The sequence below is a fragment of the Streptomyces sp. NPDC057854 genome (assembly GCF_042797055.1).
Classification (GTDB): domain Bacteria; phylum Actinomycetota; class Actinomycetes; order Streptomycetales; family Streptomycetaceae; genus Streptomyces.
Genome location: NZ_JBHVMF010000016.1, coordinates 1 through 14833 on the forward strand (window position 1 = coordinate 1; position 14833 = coordinate 14833).

14 protein-coding genes are annotated in these 14833 nt (G+C 77.6%); 5 read left to right on the top strand and 9 right to left on the bottom strand.

Translation table 11 applies throughout. The annotated features are described in order from the left end of the window. Positions 1–381 precede the first annotated feature (381 nt). The 3 genes from ACFVQZ_RS22530 to ACFVQZ_RS22540 all read right to left on the bottom strand — a co-directional run bounded on the left by ACFVQZ_RS22530 (position 382) and on the right by ACFVQZ_RS22540 (position 4579). A complete protein-coding gene (locus ACFVQZ_RS22530; protein WP_383625286.1) occupies positions 382–1839 on the bottom strand; it encodes an amino acid permease in 1458 nt (485 codons plus the stop codon). A gap of 79 nt (positions 1840–1918) precedes the next feature. Beyond that, positions 1919–4081 (bottom strand): phage holin family protein, encoded by a 2163-nt coding sequence (locus tag ACFVQZ_RS22535; protein WP_383625289.1) that lies wholly within the window; start codon positions 4079–4081, stop codon positions 1919–1921. 93 nt (positions 4082–4174) lie between these two features. Beyond that, positions 4175–4579, bottom strand: coding sequence for a hypothetical protein (locus tag ACFVQZ_RS22540; RefSeq protein ID WP_383625292.1), 405 nt, complete (start codon positions 4577–4579; stop codon positions 4175–4177). Between the two features lie 92 nt (positions 4580–4671). On the opposite strand from ACFVQZ_RS22540, the gene ACFVQZ_RS22545 reads away from it, so the two are divergent. Next, the gene (locus tag ACFVQZ_RS22545; RefSeq protein ID WP_030497111.1) at positions 4672–5451 is read left to right on the top strand and encodes an MBL fold metallo-hydrolase; all 780 of its coding nucleotides are present in this window, start codon (positions 4672–4674) and stop codon (positions 5449–5451) included. After that, positions 5448–6110, top strand: coding sequence for a DedA family protein (locus tag ACFVQZ_RS22550; RefSeq protein ID WP_383625296.1), 663 nt, complete (start codon positions 5448–5450; stop codon positions 6108–6110). The genes ACFVQZ_RS22545 and ACFVQZ_RS22550 overlap by 4 nt, the downstream gene beginning before the upstream one ends. Here ACFVQZ_RS22550 and ACFVQZ_RS22555 read toward each other — a convergent pair. From ACFVQZ_RS22555 to ACFVQZ_RS22565, 3 genes are all read right to left on the bottom strand, one after another. After that, a complete protein-coding gene (locus ACFVQZ_RS22555) occupies positions 6090–7130 on the bottom strand; it encodes an MBL fold metallo-hydrolase (protein ID WP_383625299.1) in 1041 nt (346 codons plus the stop codon). The genes ACFVQZ_RS22550 and ACFVQZ_RS22555 overlap by 21 nt on opposite strands. Beyond that, positions 7127–8431 carry an aminotransferase class I/II-fold pyridoxal phosphate-dependent enzyme gene (locus tag ACFVQZ_RS22560; protein WP_383625302.1) on the bottom strand — a complete coding sequence of 435 codons (1305 nt, stop codon included), beginning with the start codon at positions 8429–8431 and terminating at the stop codon, positions 7127–7129. The genes ACFVQZ_RS22555 and ACFVQZ_RS22560 overlap by 4 nt, the downstream gene beginning before the upstream one ends. Positions 8432–8499: 68 nt before the next feature. Beyond that, on the bottom strand, positions 8500–9747 hold the full coding sequence (locus tag ACFVQZ_RS22565; RefSeq protein ID WP_383625305.1) for a sulfite oxidase: 1248 nt from the start codon (positions 9745–9747) through the stop codon (positions 8500–8502). Positions 9748–10225: 478 nt separating this feature from the next. On the opposite strand from ACFVQZ_RS22565, the gene ACFVQZ_RS22570 reads away from it, so the two are divergent. Continuing rightward, positions 10226–11062, top strand: a complete 837-nt coding sequence (locus ACFVQZ_RS22570; protein WP_030497106.1) for a methyltransferase domain-containing protein — start codon at positions 10226–10228, stop codon at positions 11060–11062. Between the two features lie 7 nt (positions 11063–11069). On the opposite strand, the gene ACFVQZ_RS22575 is transcribed toward ACFVQZ_RS22570, so the two are convergent. Beyond that, the gene (locus tag ACFVQZ_RS22575; RefSeq protein WP_383625308.1) at positions 11070–12710 is read right to left on the bottom strand and encodes a DUF5107 domain-containing protein; all 1641 of its coding nucleotides are present in this window, start codon (positions 12708–12710) and stop codon (positions 11070–11072) included. 157 nt (positions 12711–12867) lie between these two features. On the opposite strand from ACFVQZ_RS22575, the gene ACFVQZ_RS22580 reads away from it, so the two are divergent. Further along, entirely contained in the window at positions 12868–13203 is a 336-nt protein-coding gene (locus tag ACFVQZ_RS22580; RefSeq protein ID WP_383625311.1) for a DUF6204 family protein, read from the top strand. Between the two features lie 102 nt (positions 13204–13305). On the opposite strand, the gene ACFVQZ_RS22585 is transcribed toward ACFVQZ_RS22580, so the two are convergent. Both ACFVQZ_RS22585 and ACFVQZ_RS22590 read right to left on the bottom strand, forming a co-directional pair. After that, positions 13306–13647 carry a hypothetical protein gene (locus ACFVQZ_RS22585; RefSeq protein WP_030497103.1) on the bottom strand — a complete coding sequence of 114 codons (342 nt, stop codon included), beginning with the start codon at positions 13645–13647 and terminating at the stop codon, positions 13306–13308. Beyond that, entirely contained in the window at positions 13644–13895 is a 252-nt protein-coding gene (locus ACFVQZ_RS22590; protein ID WP_030497102.1) for a lipopolysaccharide assembly protein LapA domain-containing protein, read from the bottom strand. The genes ACFVQZ_RS22585 and ACFVQZ_RS22590 overlap by 4 nt, the downstream gene beginning before the upstream one ends. Before the next feature lie 158 nt (positions 13896–14053). On the opposite strand from ACFVQZ_RS22590, the gene ACFVQZ_RS22595 reads away from it, so the two are divergent. After that, positions 14054–14812: a GntR family transcriptional regulator gene (locus tag ACFVQZ_RS22595; protein WP_030497101.1), complete on the top strand. Its 759-nt coding sequence runs from the start codon at positions 14054–14056 to the stop codon at positions 14810–14812. Positions 14813–14833: the final 21 nt, after the last annotated feature.

The following is a 14833-nucleotide window of genomic DNA, read 5'->3' on the forward strand; positions in this document are numbered from 1 at the left end:
GGGGGGGGGGGGGGGGGGGGGGGGGGGGGGGGGGGGCGCCGGGGCGGGGCGGACGCGGGTGCGGCGGCGCCGGGCGCGGCCGGGGAGCCCGGCTTCGGCGGGGCCCGGTTCGTGGGTCTCGCCGGCCGGGTCGGGGGCGGCGGGCGCGCCGGCCGGCCGGGGTTCGGCGGGGGCGGCGGCGCTCGCGCCGGTACCGGCGGCGAGGCCGGTGACGACCAGGAGCAGGCCGCAGAGCAGGAGCAGGAGCCGCCGGGCGCGTGCCGGGCGGCCCGCCGGGGTGGCGGGCGCGCGGGGCGTCGGTGGTGCGGGGCTCACGGTGATCCGTACTGCCCCGCACGCCCGGCCGGCGCTCCGCCCGGGCGGGAGATCCGCCCTCCTGGACTACGCCTCGGGGGCCGGATTCACCGCCTCGGCGGCGCCGGCGGCGGCGCGCTTGCGGGCGGACATCCAGGCGTGGACGAGGACGCCGGCGAAGAGGAAGAGGACGCCCTGGTAGACGGCGGCGTAGCCGGAGCCGGCGACGAGCCAGAGGGAGAAGCCAGCGGCGGCGAGCGCGAGGACGGTGTCGCGGACGAGCCGGGACCGCTGGACCCGGTCCGCCTGCCCGGAGATGAGGAAGTAGATCTGGGCGGCGGAGGAGAGCAGGTACGGGACGGTGGCGGTGAAGGTGGTGACGAGGACCAGGACCTCGAAGACGCCGCTGGGGCCGGCGGTGTAGTTGTACACGGTCAGCAGCGAGGCGAGGACGACGGTCACGACGACGCCGGCGGTGGGCACGCCGCGCCGCTTGACGGTGAAGACCTGCGGGAAGAGGCCGTCGCGGGCGGCGGCGTACGGGGTCTGGGCGCTGAGCAGGGTCCAGCCGTTGAGGGCGCCGACCATGGAGACGAGGGCCATGCAGGCGACGGCGGCGCCGCCCCAGGTGCCGCCGAACATCAGGTTGACGGCGTCGGCGAAGGGGGCGCTGGAGTCGACGAGCCGGTCGTGCGGGACGGTGCCGAAGACGGAGACCATGGTGAGCAGGTAGAGCGCGGCGGCGCCGAGGGTGCCGAGGACGGTCGCGCGGCCGACGTTGCGGCGCGGGTCGCGGACCTCGCCGGCGCTGACGGCGGCGGACTCGACGCCGAGGTAGCTGAAGAGCAGGATCGCGGCGGAGGCGGAGACCGCGCCGAGGGCGCTCTCGTCGCCGGCCCGGAAGGGGCCGAGGTTGGCGCTGTCGAAGAAGAAGAACCCGCCGACGGCGACCAGCAGCAGCGGGACGAACTTGAGCACGGTGGCGACGAGCTGGACGGCGCCGACGTACCGGGTGCCGGCGAGGTTGGCGGCGGCGGGCAGCCACTGGAGGGCGAGGGCGGCGGCGATGGTGGCGGCCTTGGAGTCGTGCAGGGGCACGAGGACGTCGAGGTAGCCGACGGCGGCGACGGCGAGGGCCGCGTTGGAGACCCAGGCGGTGATCCAGTACGACCAGGCGGAGAGGAAGCCGGCGAAGTCGCCGAAGGCGGCGCGGGCGTAGACGTACGGGCCGCCGGTGACCGGGTGGCGGCGGGCGAGCTTCCCGAAGACGAGGGCGAGGGCGAGGGCGCCGGCGGTGAGGACGCCGAAGGCGACCAGGCTGATGGTGCCGAAGGGGGCGACGGAGGCGGGGAGGAGGAAGATGCCGCCGCCGATGATGTTGCCCATGACCAGGGCGGTGGCGACCGGCAGGCCGAAGCGCCGGACGTGCCGCCGGCCGGTCCCGCCGTGCGGGTCGGCGGGGGTGGCGGGAGCGGTGGGGTCCTCGGGAGTCACGGGGCCCGCGGGGGCCGTGGGAGCTGCCGGGGCCGTGGGGGCCGTGCTCATGGGGTGGTGCGCCTTCCGTCGTGCAGTCCGGATCGTCCGGAACCGGACCATGGTGGGCGATGGCGAACACCCGTCCAAATCAGTGGTTTTTGTCCGGCAGGACCGGCCCCTCTGCCGGAAGAACTGATTCCGCTTCTGCTCCGGACGGGGAAATCTCCGGAGCCCCCGCCGCGGCGTCCACCGGCACCTGCGGCCCGTCGCCCTCCCGGAGCCAGCGGCGCAGCACCCGGTGCACCCGCTCCGCGCCCACCAGCTCCTCGCCCTCCGCGACCGGCGGCGACAGCTCCGGCGGGGACAGCAGGAAGGGGCGGCCCTGCTCGCCGCCGAGACCGCCGTGCGAGCCGATCTGCTCCTCGAAGGCGTGCACCGTCCCGGTCTCCGGGTCGTACATCGAGTTGACCATCACGTCGGCCACGTGCGGGAAGCCGTTCGTCCGCCGGACCGCGTCGGCCGCGCCCGGCCCGAAGACCGCCAGCGGCCCGTCGTCCGCCAGCTCCGCCACCGGCACCTCCACCCCGTCGGCGGCCAGCACCACCGCCCCGTGCGCGGCGCTCGCCACCAGCAGGAAGCCGATCCCGGGGTGCTGCGCCAGCGTCCGCAGCAGCGCCGGGTGGCGCCGGTCGATCTCCTCCTTCGTCATCCGGCGCGGCACGTCCGGGAAGGAGATCAGGCCCAGGTTCCCCGACGCGAGCACCACCGGCTCCGAGCGCCGGGCCGGCAGCTCCTCCCCGGCCTCCTCGCCGGTCTCCACCGGCCGGTGCAGGGCGCTGCGCAGCGCCTCCCGGGCCGCGTCGCGGGCCTCCGCGCCGCTCCGGGTCCGGCCCACCCGGCGCGGCACCGGCAGCCCGCAGCCCGCCCGGACCAGGTCCTTCAGCGTCAGCCCGTACGCCCCCGCGAAGGTCTCCCCCGGGCTCTGCCCGTGGTCGGAGAGGAGCACGATCCGGTACGGCCGCGGCGCGTGCTCGGCGACCCGGGCGATCAGCCCGACCGAGCGGTCGAGCCGGCGCAGCACCTGGTCCGTGTCGCGCCCGCGCGGCCCCGAGTGGTGGGCCACCTCGTCGTACGCCACCAGGTCCGCGTAGACAGCGGTCCGGCCCGCCAGCACGTCGCCCAGCACGGCGGCGACGACCACGTCCCGCTCGATCACCGTGGCGAAGGCGCGCACGAAGGGATAGGCGCCGCCGCGCCGGATCCGGGGGGTCTCGCGGCGCAGCCGGGCCCGCGTCGACTGGGCGAGCTCGCGCGCCACCTCGCTGACGAAGGAGCCGGCGGTGCGGACGGCGTTGGCCGGGTCGGAGAAGTACGCGAAGTAGCCCACCCGCGAGCGGTTCCTGCGGCCCCGCCGGGCGGCCACCGTCAGCACCAGCGCCACCTCGTCGGCGCCGCCGCTGAACAAGTTGCCCCGGGAGGCGCCGTCCAGGGTGAGCAGCCCGCCGTCGCCGGTGCGGCGGACCGCCCGGCGCTGGAGCTCCACCGCGCTGGCCGGCCGGTTGGAGACCATCACCCGGCCGGTGTCCTTCTCGTACCAGCGGAAGGCCGGCACGTCCTCGTTGCTGCCGTGCAGGATGCCGAGCTGGCTGGCGCCGGTCTGGCTCGACCAGTCGGTGCGCCACGGGACGAGCCGGTGCCCGGCCTCCAGCCAGGCCGCCACCGTCGGCATCAGACCGGCGGCGACGGCGTCCCGCAGCACGTCGTGGCCGACGCCGTCGAGCTGGAGGAAGACCGTGCCGGGCGGCGGCGCGGGGACGGTCCGGGGGTCGCGGGGCCGGGTGCGGCCGGTCAGCCGGTAGAGCCGGCGGCGGTACGCCTCGTCGTCCCGCACGGCGAGCGCGGTGGACGTCGCGGACGCCACCGCCGACATCACGGCCGCGACGACGACGGCCGTCTCCGGGTCGGCGGCGCCCCGCCCGTCCGGGATCAGCCAGAGCGCGACCAGCAGCAGCGAGCCGTTCAGGAAGAAGACCAGCAGCCCGAGGACGAGCGCGGGGACGAGCAGCAGCGCGCGGACCACCACGGGCCAGACGAGCGCGGTCAGCACACCGAACGCGCCGGCCGCCGACGCGGCGGTGAGGGCGGTACGGGTCAGGGTGTCGCCGTCGGCGGACTGCAGCTGGAAGTCCGGCAGCAGCCCGGCCAGCGCCAGCAGCGTCAGCGTCGACACGGCCCACACGGTCAGCACCCGGACGGCCGTCCGCCCCGCGGTGCGCCAGCGCTCGGCACCGCCCCTACGCCCGTCGCCCACGCCGCCCGTCACCTTTCACCCACACGTCCCCCTACCCTGACACACCTACCCATGTGCGGCGGAAGGCACGTCGGACGGGGCCGCGCGGAAGCGTCAGGAGCCGTCGTAGCCGGCCGTCGGCATGGAGAGCCGCCGGTGGACGGCCGCCCGCGCGGCGGAGTCGTAGGCGGGCGGCGGCGCGTCGGCCGTCTCCACCCGGACGCCCCGGCGGGCGCACTCCTCGCGGAAGGCGGGCACCGAGGTCACGGCGCGGGCCAGGACGCCCTCGCTGGCGGCGACGAACAGGTCGACGTCGCCGGACTCGACGTCGGCCCACAGTTCGGCGTGGTCGGGCCGGACGCCGTAGAAGAGCAGCTGGCGGGTGAGGACGTACCCCCGTTCGACGGCCCAGCGGGCGCACATCGCGTACTGGCCGCGGGTGTCGACGAGGAAGGGGTGGGAATCGAGTTCTTCGAGCGGGGTGAGGCTGGCGATCGCCGCGACCCGGACGTCGTTCATGGGCCGACCCTACTGCCCCGCGGTGCCGCACGGGAGGCCCGCCGGGCCTCTACTCTCGACGGCAGGGAGCGAACGGGCGAGGGAAGGGCGGCATGCCGGTGGAGGTCACCTGGTGGGGGCACGCGACCTGCACGGTCGAGGACTCCGGGGTCCGGTTCCTCACCGACCCGCTGTTCGCGCGGCGCCTCGCCCATCTGCGCCGCCGCCGCGGCGCCCCGCCGCCGCCCGGGGCGGCCGTCGCGGAGGCGGTCCTCGTCTCCCATCTGCACGCCGACCACCTGCACCTGCCGTCGCTGGCCCGGCTCGCGCCCGGCACCCGGCTGCTGGTGCCGCGCGGCGCGCCCGACGCCGTGCCCGGACTGCGGCGGCTCGCCGCGGGCGGACTGCGGCTGACGGAGATGGCGGCCGGCGACGCGGTGACGGTGGAGGGCGTGACGGTACGGGCCGTGCCGGCGCTGCACGACGGGCGGCGGCTGCCGTTCGGCCCGCGCCGCTCCCCCGCCCTCGGGTACGTCGTCGAGGGCGGGGCGCGGACGTACTTCGCCGGCGACACCGGGCTGTTCGACGGCATGGCGGAGGCGGTCGGCCCGGTGGACGTGGCCCTGCTGCCGGTCGGCGGCTGGGGCCCGTTCCTGGGGCAGGGCCACCTGGACGCGGGGCGCGCGGCGGAGGCGCTGGCGGCGCTCTCCCCCGCCGCGGCGGTGCCCGTGCACTACGGGACCTACTGGCCGATCGGCCTGGACGGCGTCCGTCCGCACGAGTTCCACGCGCCGGGCGACGAGTTCGTCCGGCAGGCGGCCCGGCTGGCGCCGAAGGTCGCGGTGCACCGGCTCGCGCACGGCGAGCGGGTGCGGCCGGAGGTCGCCCGGTGACCGGTGGGCTGCTCGCCGCCGTCCGCGACCTGCCGCCGGAGTCGACGCAGCAGGCCGTCGGCTATCCGTCGCTGTTCCTGCTGGTGTCGCTGGGCGCGCTGGTGCCGGTGGTGCCGACGGGGGCGATCGTCAGCTCGGCGGCCGTGGTCGCCTTCCACCAGTCGTCGCCGTTCTCGCTGCTCTTCGTCTTCCTGCTGGCCTCGCTCGCCGCGTTCCTCGGCGACCTGGCGCTGTACTGGCTGGGGCAGCGCGGGGTGCGGTCCCGGAACGGCTCGCGCTGGCTGGCGGCGCTCCGCTCGCGGGCGGCGCCGGAGCGGCTGGCGCACGCGCAGGCACGCCTCGACACCCACCAGGTGTCCGTGCTGGTGCTGTCCCGGCTGGTCCCGGCCGGCCGGATCCCGGTGATGCTGGCCTGTCTGCTGGCCCGGATGCCGCTGCGCCGGTTCGCCCGCGGCGACGCGGCGGCCTGTCTGGCCTGGGCGGCGACGTACCAGCTGATCGGCGTGCTCGGCGGCTCGCTCTTCCCGGAGCCGTGGCAGGGCGTGGTCGCGGCGGTCGGCCTGACGCTGCTGGTCGGCGCGGTGCCGGCGGTGTGGCGGCGGATCCGGGGCGGCGGCCGGGGCGAGCGCGGCGGCGCGCTACGGCACGAGGACGCGTGAGCCGCCGACCGGCAGGTCCCACAGGTCGGCGCGCGGCAGGCCGGCGCGCTCCCAGGCGGCCCGGACGCGGGTGAGGGGTTCGAGGACGGGTTCGGAGGAGAGGACGAAGGTGGCCCAGTGCATGGGGGCCATCCGGCGGGCGCCCAGGTCCTGGTGGGCGCGGACGGCCTCCTCCGGGTCGGTGTGGACGTCGCGGAGCCACCAGCGGGGGTCGTAGGCGCCGATGGGCAGGAGCGCCAGGTCGATGCCGGGGTGCCGGCGGCCGATCTCGGCGAACCAGTGGCCGTAACCGGTGTCCCCGGCGAAGTACACCCGGTGGCCGGCGGCGTCGGTCAGCACCCACCCGCCCCACAGCGACCGGCAGGTGTCGAGGAGGGTCCGCTTGGACCAGTGGTGGGCGGGGACGAAGTCGAAGCGGACGCCGCCGAGTTCGACCGCTTCCCACCAGTCGAGCTCGGTGACGCGGGTGAAGCCGCGGCGGACGAACCAGCGGCCGAGACCGGCGGGGACGAGCACCGGGGTGGCGCGCGGGAGGCGCCGCAGGGTGGGGGCGTCGAGGTGGTCGAAGTGGTTGTGGCTGATGACGACCGCGTCGACCGGCGGCAGGTCCTCCCAGCGGATGCCGACCGGGGTGAGCCGGGCGGGGGTGCCCAGGATGCGGCGGGACCAGACCGGGTCGGTGAGCACGGTGAGGCCGCCGATGCGGACGACCCAGCTGGCGTGCCCGGCCCAGGTCACGGCGACGGTGCGGGGTCCGGCGGGCGGCAGCGGGCCGGGCGCGAAGGGCAGCAGCGGCACGTCCCGCAGGCCCTCGCGCCGGGGCCGTACGGCGCCCTCGCGGGCGAGCCGGGCGAAGGCGCGGACGCCGGGCAGCGGCGCGGTGAGCCGGTCGGCGAAGCTGCGCGGCCACCCGCGGCCGAGCCGGCCCAGCGGCTGGAGCACGGAGGTGGGCAGCGCGGCGGACGCGGGCCGGCGCGGCGCCTCGGCGCCCGGGGCGGTACGGGCCGTGCGTTCGGTCATCTGCGGGCTCCGTTCTGCGCGGTGGGGGGCTGGTGGCCGGCGGCGGGCCGGGGGTCCGCGGGCTCGGCGGTGAGGTCGCCGAGGGCGGCGGTCAGGCGGGCCAGGGCGCGGGCCGCCTGGGGCAGGGTCTCGGGGGCGCGTGCGGCGAGGGTCTCGGCGCGCTCCGGCGGGGTGGCGCCGAGCAGCGGCCCGGTGTCGAGGCGGACGCGCAGCGCGCCGAGTTCGTCGCCGAAGCGGTGGCCGCCGGGGACGGGCCGGCCGAGGCGGCCGGTGAGGTACTGCTCCAGTTCCATCGAGTCCGTGACGCCGCGGGCGGCGAGGGCGGGCCGGAGCGGCCCGAGGTCGGCGTAGAGGTGGCGGCCGGCCCGCGGCGGCCGGGCGACGGCGCCGGCGGCGAGGACGGCGCGGTGCGCGGCGGCGGCGAGCCGGCCGTGGACGGCGGCGGCGCGCAGGGCCGGTACGGAGACGTCCTCGGGCTCGTCGAGGGCGTGCGCGACGGCCGGGGCGACGGGTGCCGGCAGCACCGCGCCGAGGGCGGTGAGCACGTCGAGGGCGCGGGCGCGGGGGTCGCCGTACCGGTCGGCGCGGGACGGGCCGGTGGGCGGGAAGCGGGCGATCGCGCAGGGCCAGGAGGCGGGGACGAGGCCGCCGCCGGCGAGGTCGGCGAGGACGGTGACGTCGTCGGGGCACATCTCGGCGGGGCTGACGAGGACCGTCTCGCGCGGCTGGTGGAGGGTGTCGCGCCAGGTCTCGTCGCTGATCACGTGCAGGCCCTCGGCGACGGCGGCCTCGCAGCTCTCCCGGACGAGTTCGGGCGGGGCGACGGTGGCGGTGGGGTCGTCGGCGACGGACAGGAGCAGCACCCGCGGGTCGCCGCCCTCGGCGCGGACGCGGCGGACGGTCTCCAGGAGGGCGTACGGGTCGGGGACGCCGCCCGCCTCGGCGGTGGTGGGGACGTGGTACGCGGGCCGGCCCAGGAGCCGGATCTGCGGCGTCCACCAGGCGGGGCAGGGCCGGGGCAGCAGCACGTCGCCGCCGTGGGCGGCCAGCAGCGCGAGGAGCAGGGCGGGCGCGCCGGGGGCGGCGAGGGAGTCCTCGGCGTGGCCGCGCAGGCCGCGCCGCCACCAGTAGCCCGCGGCGGCCTCGCGCAGGACCGGGCCGGCGCCGGGCGGTTCCGGTTCGGTCCGGCCGGCGGCGGCCGCGAGGAGGGCGGCGAGCACCGGCGGGACGGGCCGCCCGCTCGCGGGCGCGGGCGGCCCGTAGCGCACCGGGCCGCGGCCTTCCGGAGCCGTCTCCCGCATGTCCCGCACCTCCTGAGCGCACGGGGGCGCCGGGCACGGCGTCCCCGAGCCCCTTTATAAGTGAGCGCTCATGCCGTCGCGACCGGGTGCCGGACCACGGCGTCGAAGAGGTACCCCTGGGTGTTGTGCACGGCCCGGTCGGGCTGGGTGTTCCCGGCGGCGTCGGTGGTGCGGGACAGCAGGGTGACGGGCCCGGTGCGCTCCGGCCGCCAGAGGACCGACCAGCGGACCCAGCCGCCGCGCCGGGGGCCGTCGTGGAGGCGCGCGGGCCGCCAGCGGGCGCCGCCGTCGGTGGAGACGTCGACGGAGCGGACGGGCGCGTGCGCGGACCAGGCGCGGCCGGTCAGCCGGTGGACGCGGCCGGACTCCAGGGTGGCGCCGAAGGGCAGGTGGAAGCCGGACTTGAGGGTCTGCCGGGTGAGCGGGGCGCTGCCGCCGGGCGGGTGGGCCTCGCCGAGCAGCCGGTACCAGTCGGTGGACCAGGGGCTGCTGAGCGGGCGGGTGGAGACCTCGATGTCGCCGAGCCACTTGATCGAGGCGATGCCGACCCAGTCGGGCACGATGAGCCGGACGGGGTGCCCGTGGTCGTACGGCAGGGGCTCGCCGTTCATCTCGTACGCGAGGATCACGTCGTCCAGCGCCTTGGCGACCGGCAGCGGGCGGCGGACCCGGCCGAAGTCGGTGCCGCCGGAGACGTACGGGTCGTCGAGGCCGCGCGGCAGCAGGTCGACGGCGTCGCCCGCGAGTCCGGCGCGGCGCAGCACGTCGCCGAGGCGGGCGCCGCGCCAGCGGGCGGCGCCGACGGCGCCGAGGGTCCAGGGCGTGCCGGAGACGGACTGGCCCTGCTGGGTGGCGTAGAGGCTGCGGCCGTTCCCGGCGCACTCGACGAGGGCCGTCCGGGTGACGGCGGGCAGGTCGCGCAGCTGCCCGTAGGTGAGGTGGACGGGCGCGCGGCCGTGCAGTCCGTCGCCCCAGAGGGTGAGGCGCCAGTCGCGGGCGTCGAGGACGGGGGTGGTGGTGTGGTTGCGGACGAAGAAGCGGTCGGCGGGGGTGAGGAGGCCGGTGTCGCCGAGCGCGTCGAAGCGGGCCTCGGCGTTGGTGCCGCGGACGGTGAAGTGCGCCTCTGGCAGCAGCTTGACGATGCCGGGGGCGGCGGGTCCGGCGGCGGCGGGCGGGGCGGCGGGTCCCTCTGTGGGTGCGGCGGCGGACGCCGGGGTGGCGGAGCCGCCGAGCGCGACCGCGGCCGGGACGGCGGCGAGGGTCTTCAGGAGCGTACGGCGGACGGGCGCGGGCTGCGGCACGGGCGGATGCGGCACGGGACTCCTCGGCACGGTCGCGGGTCGGGCCGCCGGACGGCGGCGGGCCGATCGTAGGGGTGCGCGAGGCGGCGGGGACCGGTTTCCGGACGGGCGTTCACGAGGCTGTCACAGGGCGGCGGTCCGGCGGGGACGGGCGCGGGAGTGACGGGTGAGAGCCCGGAGTGCAGTGAGGGCCCGGAGTCGGGTGAGGCCCGGAGTGGCGGGTGAGGGCGCGGATCGGCGCGGCCGGAGGCTTGCGTGCGCGGCGGCGGCCCGGATTCCCCCGATGGTCCGGGCCGCCGTCGCGGGTACGCGCCCCCGTCGCGCGTTCCCCCCGGAGGAAAAGATATAGAATTCGCTTCTAGAAACCAACTCCAGTCCAGACTTTTCCCTGTCCGGATCTCGCGGCTCGTCCGCATCGCGAGACGTCCGTCTCACCATGCGTCAGATGGCTCTACGGTGGAGACCCGTGACCCACACCGAGGGAGCCGGTTCCATGTCGCACGCCTCCGAGGGGCCCCAGGCCCGCGAGACCGCCGTCTACACCCACGGCCACCACGAGTCGGTCCTCCGCTCGCACACCTGGCGCACCGCCGCCAACTCGGCGGCCTACCTGCTGGGCGAACTGCGCCCGGGACTGGACGTGCTGGACGTGGGGTGCGGGCCCGGCACCATCACCGCCGACCTGGCCGCGCTGGTCGCCCCGGGCCGGGTCACCGGTGTCGACAACGCCGAGGACGTGCTCGGCAAGGCGCGCGCCGCGGCGGCCGAACGGGGCCTGTACAACGTCGAGTTCGCCGTCGCCGACGTGCACGCCCTGGACTTCCCCGACGACTCCTTCGACGTGGTCCACGCCCACCAGGTGCTCCAGCACGTGGGCGACCCGGTGCGGGCCCTGCGCGAGATGCGCCGGGTGTGCCGGCCGGGCGGGATCGTGGCGGCCCGGGACAGCGACTACGCCACCTTCGCCTGGTACCCCGAACAGCCCGGGCTGGACGGCTGGCTGGACCTGTACCGCCGGGTGGCGCGCGCCAACGGCGGCGAACCGGACGCCGGACGGCGGCTGTTCGCGTGGGCCCGGGAGGCCGGGTTCACCGACGTCGCCGCCTCCGGCAGCGTCTGGACCTTCGCGGGACCCGAGGAGCGGGCCTGGTGGAGCGGTCTCTGGGCGGACCGCACGACCGCCTCGTCCTACGCGGACCGGGCGGTCGGCGGCGGTCACGCCTCCCGCGCCGAGCTGGCGGAGATCGCCGGGGCGTGGCGCGCGTGGGGCACCCGGGAGGACGCCTGGTTCATGGTCCCGCACGGCGAGATCCTGTGCCGGGTGCCGTGACCTCCGCTCAGGACCGCGTACGGAACTCGTAGGCGTCCGGGCGCCGTTCGCCCGTGATTCTGGACCACAGGCCGCCCGGGGGCTCGGCGCCCTCGCGGGGGCCGGGGACCTCGAAGGCCGCGTCGAAGACGGCGCGGGCCTCGGCCGGCCGCCCTTCGGCGAGCAGGACCCGCACCTCCAGGAGCCGGAACGCGCCCCGGGCCCGCACCTCCTCCGGCAGGGCCCGCCACAGGGCGCGGGCCCGCTCGGGCCGGTCCGCCGCCAGCTGGGCGTCGACCGCCTCGCGGGTCAGCGCGGCGGCCACGGTGCCGGCGGCCGGCCCGTCGACCGTCCCGTCCAGCTCCCCGCACGCCTCGGCGAAGCGGTGGGCGGCCCGCTCCCGGTGCCCCTCCTCGCGGTCGGCGACGGCCAGGCAGTACAGCAGCGGCCAGCGGACCTCCGCCCGGGCCAGGCCCCGCTCCCAGCTGCGGACCGCCTGCGCCCGGTCGCCGGCGTGCCACTGGGCGATGCCCAGGTGGTACTCGGTGGACGGGTCGGCGGGCGCCGTCTCCAGCATGTCCCGCCAGGCCGGCCCGACCTGCGGCGGGTGCGGCACGGCGCCCTTCGCGGGCGGCGGCAGGACGCCGGTGCGCAGCAGGGCGCGCCAGGGTTCCTGGTCCGCGCCGAGCGTCGACGCCGGGAAGGGGGTGCCGGGGAGGACGTGCCCGCCGCGCAGGACGTCGAGGGCGCCCCAGCCGGAACCGGCCGCCAGGACCGCGTCCGGTGCCGGGTCGGTGTCGGCGGCCCGCTCGCGCCAGGCGGTGTGGGCGGCGTCGACGGCGGTACGCGGCAGGGCAAGGTCGAGCGCGCGCTCGGCCGCCGCGCGGGCCGCCGCCCGGCCGGCGCCGGGAGCGATACCGGGATCGGCGGCGAGCGGCCCGTACGCCTCCAGCCGGCTCAGCTCCGACTCCGGTGCGAGTGCGCGGAGTTCGAGCGGGGTGCCGGCGAGACCGGCCCGGACCGGCGGGGCGTCCGTGGAGGTCCGGGCGAGGCCGGTGCCGTCCTCGTCGAGCGCGGCGATCCAGCGCCGGCCGATCCGGCAGCGCTCGGGGACGGCGGCGTGGGGCCACCAGGAGACGGGCGCGGGCCGCTCGTGCGGGTTGCGGACGCGGACGCCGGCGTACAGGAAGTCGGAGCCCTCGGGCAGCCACAGGTCGACCTGGACCGGCAGGCCGTGCAGGCGCTCCCACTCCCACAGGCGGATCATCGGGGTGCCGTCGGGGGCCGGGACGGTCGCCACGTGCACGGGCGCGCCGGAGAGGGCGCCGTGGCCGGCGGCGCCGGCGGGCCACGCGATGCCGCCCGCGAACCAGATGCCGTCGAGGGCGGATGCGACGGGCGGGAACTCGGGGTCGCGGTGGAGGAGTTCGCGGCGGGTGGGCTTGTGGTGGAGCGAGTGGACCCGGCCGCCGAGCCCCGGCAGCACGGTGACGCGCAGCCGGTCGTTCTCCAGGACGAGGGCGTCGAGCGTGCGCTCGGCGCGGTCCCGGCCGTCGCCCTCGCGGACCGGGGCGGGCAGCGGGCCGGGCGCGCGGAGCACGGGCAGCGGGTCGTCCGGGCCGAGCGGGGCCGCGGGCAGGGTGAGCACGGCACGTCGTACGGTCGTCATCCGCCCATGGAACACGCCCCGGACCGCCGTGAACAGACCGCGTGACCAGCGCTTTCGGCCACCGGAAATGGGCGCGCGCCGGAGGCGGGGCCCGGCCTAGGGTGGAGGGTCGTCCGCCGCGGTGGCGGGCGCCGGGAGCACCACGGGAGTACGACAGATGGGCACGCCACACACCTACCGGGTCATCGTGCGGGGCACCTTCGACGGGCTGACGCCCGAGAGCCGGGAGCGGCTGCTCGCCGAGGTGGAGGAGCACGGCCTGGCGTCGATGCGCTTCACCGAGGAGGGCTCGCTCACGTACGACCGGGCCCTCAAGCACTTCTCGTACCGCCTGGTCGTCACGTCGGACGCGGAGGACGGCGAGGAGCTGGCCGGCGCGCTGGCCGAGGAGCGCGTCGAGGCGGCGCTCGCCGCGCTCGGTCACGGCTATCAGGGCCTGAAGTCGACGGTGACGGACCTGGACACGATGAAGGTCAACCGCAAGGGGCGGTGACGGAGGGCGCGCCCGCGCCCGGGGCGGCGGGGGCACGCGCCTGCGCCGGCGGGCAGCGCGAGCCGCCCTCCGCCCCGCCCGGAAGCGGCCGGCCGACGGCTGTCAGCGGCGGGCCGTCGTGACGCGGGGCGGGCAGGGTTCGCCCTTGCGGAGGACGCCGATCATGACCGTCGTACGGCGGTCGAGGCCGGTGCCGGCGGCCGGGTACTGGGTGCAGACGCGCCAGCTCGGCGGCCACAGCACGCGGCGGTCGCGGCCCGAGGCGTCGTGGACGTCGAGCCGGGTGCGGTGGTCCAGGCGGGTGAAGACCCGCCACAGGCCGCCGCCCAGGAAGTCCGGCATCGGCGGCCGGACCCGGCGGGCGGCCGGGTCGCCGGCCGCGCCGGCCGCCACGGCGGCGACGGCGAGCGCCGCGCCCGCCCCGATCAGCGCGCCGCGCCTCACCTGCCGCTCCTCGGGCCCCTCCGGGCGACGTACCAGCCGCAGAGCCCGCCGAGCAGGGCGGTGGCGAGCAGCGCGAGGTACAGCGGCATGGTCACCTCGGGGATGAGCAGCCGGATCTTCACCTGGCGGGTGTTCTCGAAGATGAAGACGAGCAGGAGGACCGCGACGACCACGATCGCGATCCGTCCGGGGGTGACGGCTCCGAGCCTCTCCCCCCGCCTCGTGCCCGCCGTGTCCTTGGGACTCATGCCCGGCCCTCCTCCGTCGTCCGTCACCGGCGTACCCGTGGGACCAGAATGGGGGGACCTGCACGCGGGCGGGCCGGTGGACGACGCCGTCCGGGTGACTTGTCAGACAACCAGGGGCGGCTACGGTGGTGGCCGGACGACGGGAACGAGGAGGGACCGTGGCGCTCAGCGGGCACCGGCGGCGACCGGTGGTGGCGCTCTACGAGCGGATCGCGGACGCCGTCCACGACGGCACCTACCCGCCCGGCTCCACGCTCCCCTCCGAGCCGAAGCTCGCCGCCGAGCTGGGGGTGAGCCGGCCGGCGCTGCGCGAGGCGCTGCTGCTGCTCCAGGAGGACGGGCTGGTCACCGTGCGCCGGGGCGTGGGCCGGACGGTGAACGCCCGCCCGCCGCGCCGCGGCTTCGAGCACGTGCGCCCGCTGGAGGAGCTGGTCGGCGGCGGCCCCGGCCCGCGCGTCCGGGCCCTCGTGCGCACCCTGGAGGAGCCCACCGACTTCACCACCCAGCACCTCCTCGCGCCGGCCCGCGCCGAGCTGCGGTTCTGGGAGTCGGTGCTGGCCGGCGAGGCGGGGCCGGCCGCGCTGTGCCACGAGTGGGCGGCGACCGACGAGGTCCTGGACCGCGTCCACCCGGCGTTCGCGACCGCGCTGCGGGCCTGCGAGGACACCCCGCGGGGCGGCGGCACCTCGATGCTGGCGGTCCTGCTCGACGCCTCCCGCGACGTCGCGCTGCACGCGCACAGCGGGATCACCGCGACCCTCCTCGGCCGGCGCCGGGGCGAGCAGCTGGGCCGCCCCGCCGACACCGCCGCGGTCCTGGTCACCCAGGTGGTACGGGTCGGGGACACGCCCGTGCTGGCCGCCAAGCACATGCTGCCGACGGGCGCGCCCGCGCTGCCGGTCCTCCAGTCGCACTGAGCCCCCGCCGGCCCCGGTGGG

Coding starts and splice junctions, on each gene's coding strand:
- ACFVQZ_RS22540 (WP_383625292.1), bottom strand. CDS start 4,579: ATGAACGACGTCCGGGTCGCGGCGATCGCCAGCCTCACCCCGCTCGAA.
- ACFVQZ_RS22570 (WP_030497106.1), top strand. CDS start 10,226: ATGTCGCACGCCTCCGAGGGGCCCCAGGCCCGCGAGACCGCCGTCTAC.
- ACFVQZ_RS22530 (WP_383625286.1), bottom strand. CDS start 1,839: ATGAGCACGGCCCCCACGGCCCCGGCAGCTCCCACGGCCCCCGCGGGC.
- ACFVQZ_RS22555 (WP_383625299.1), bottom strand. CDS start 7,130: ATGACCGAACGCACGGCCCGTACCGCCCCGGGCGCCGAGGCGCCGCGC.
- ACFVQZ_RS22575 (WP_383625308.1), bottom strand. CDS start 12,710: ATGACGACCGTACGACGTGCCGTGCTCACCCTGCCCGCGGCCCCGCTC.
- ACFVQZ_RS22545 (WP_030497111.1), top strand. CDS start 4,672: ATGCCGGTGGAGGTCACCTGGTGGGGGCACGCGACCTGCACGGTCGAG.
- ACFVQZ_RS22590 (WP_030497102.1), bottom strand. CDS start 13,895: ATGAGTCCCAAGGACACGGCGGGCACGAGGCGGGGGGAGAGGCTCGGA.
- ACFVQZ_RS22560 (WP_383625302.1), bottom strand. CDS start 8,431: ATGCGGGAGACGGCTCCGGAAGGCCGCGGCCCGGTGCGCTACGGGCCG.
- ACFVQZ_RS22580 (WP_383625311.1), top strand. CDS start 12,868: ATGGGCACGCCACACACCTACCGGGTCATCGTGCGGGGCACCTTCGAC.